The organism is Mesorhizobium sp. M7A.F.Ca.US.011.01.1.1 (assembly GCF_003998295.1).
GTDB lineage: Bacteria > Pseudomonadota > Alphaproteobacteria > Rhizobiales > Rhizobiaceae > Mesorhizobium.
The window spans coordinates 1-1764 of sequence record NZ_RZRT01000157.1; the positions used below are offsets into that span (position 1 = coordinate 1).

1 protein-coding gene is annotated in these 1764 nt (G+C 63.5%); it reads left to right on the forward strand.

The genetic code is table 11. The features are described 5' to 3' along the window. Nucleotides 1-1764, forward strand: a 1764-nt coding sequence (locus EOA13_RS36980) for an OB-fold nucleic acid binding domain-containing protein (RefSeq protein ID WP_348629786.1), incomplete at both ends; no start/stop codon positions are given.

Consider the following 1764-nt stretch of genomic DNA (forward strand, 5'->3'; position numbering starts at 1 on the left):
CGACGAAGCGCGTGCCAAAGAACTCAACTTCAACCTCGCCGATCGTCGGCTGCGGCTGACACTGGAACTTGCGCAGCAGCTCGAAGGAACGCCGCGGCACCTTTCGCAACATCCCGGAGGCTTCGTTCTAACCAATGACCGGCTCGACGACCTGGTGCCGATCGAGCCGGCTCGCATGGTCGACCGACAGGTCATTGAGTGGGACAAGGACGACATCGATATTCTCAAGTTCATGAAGGTCGACGTCCTGGCGCTCGGGATGCTCACCTGCATGAAGCGCAGCTTCGATCTGCTGGCCCAGCACAAGGGCGTGGCCCTCGACCTGGCCACCATCCCGGCCGAAGACCCTGCGACTTACGCCATGATCCGCAAGGCGGATACGATCGGGGTCTTCCAGATCGAGAGCCGCGCCCAGATGTCGATGTTGCCCCGCATCAAGCCGCGCACCTTTTACGATCTGGTCGTCGAGGTCGCCATCGTCCGGCCCGGCCCGATCCAGGGCGACATGGTCCATCCCTATCTTCGCCGCCGGGAAGGCAAGGAGCCGGTCGAATTCCCAACCCCCGAACTCGAACGCGTGCTCGGCAAGACTCTGGGTGTACCGCTGTTCCAGGAACAGGCCATGCAGGTCGCTATGGTCTGCGCCAGCTTCAGCGCCGGGGAGGCAGACCAGTTGCGCCGTGCCATGGCAACCTTCAAGCATACCGGCGGCGTCAGCAAGTTTCGCGACAAGCTGATCGGCGGCATGATTGCGAATGGCTACACGCCGGAATTCGCCGCGACCACCTTCAAGCAGCTTGAAGGCTTCGGCAGCTACGGCTTCCCCGAGAGCCACGCCGCCAGTTTCGCGCTGATCGCCTACGCCTCGAGCTGGATGAAATGCCACCATCCCGATGTCTTCTGCTGCGCCCTGCTCAATTCCCAGCCAATGGGTTTCTACCTTCCCGCCCAGATAGTCCGCGATGCCCGCGACCATGGCGTTGAGATCCGACCCGTCTGCACCAATGCCAGCCGCTGGGATTGCACACTAGAACCGATCGGCGAGGACGGACGCTTTGCGGTCCGGCTAGGTCTGCGGATGGTGAAAGGACTGGCGAATGTCCACGGGGCAGCGATTGTCACGGCCCGGACCGACGAACCCTTCGCCTCCATCGATGATCTTTGGCATCGCGCCGGCGTGCCTGCGGCATCGCTCGTCCAACTCGCCGAGGCCGACACCTTCCGCCCCGGTCTCGGCCTGGCACGCCGCGAGGCGCTATGGGCGCTCAAGGGACTGCGCGACGAGCCCCTGCCGCTCTTTGCCGCCGCCTCGGCGCGTGAACAGCAGACCGTATCCGAAATTCACGAACCTGCCGTAGCGCTGCGGCCGATGACGACCGGAAGGGAAGTCGTCGAGGACTATGGTCATGTTGGCCTTACCCTGCGCAACCATCCGCTCTCGTTCCTGCGGGCCGACCTTGCCCGGCGCCGTATTGTCACCTGCAGCGACGCGATGCAGGCGCGCGACGGCCGCTGGCTGGAGGCGGCAGGCCTGGTCCTCGTTCGCCAACGGCCCGGCTCAGCCAAGGGCGTGATGTTCCTGACCATGGAAGACGAAACCGGCGCCGCCAATGTCGTCGTCTGGGTTAAGGTCTTCGAGAAGTTCCGCCATGTGCTGCTCTCGTCTTCGATGCTCGCTGTCCGGGGCAAGATTCAGCGTGAAGGCGAAGTGGTTCACCTCGTCGCCCATCAACTCTCCGACCTTTCGGGTGAACTCGCCAGTGT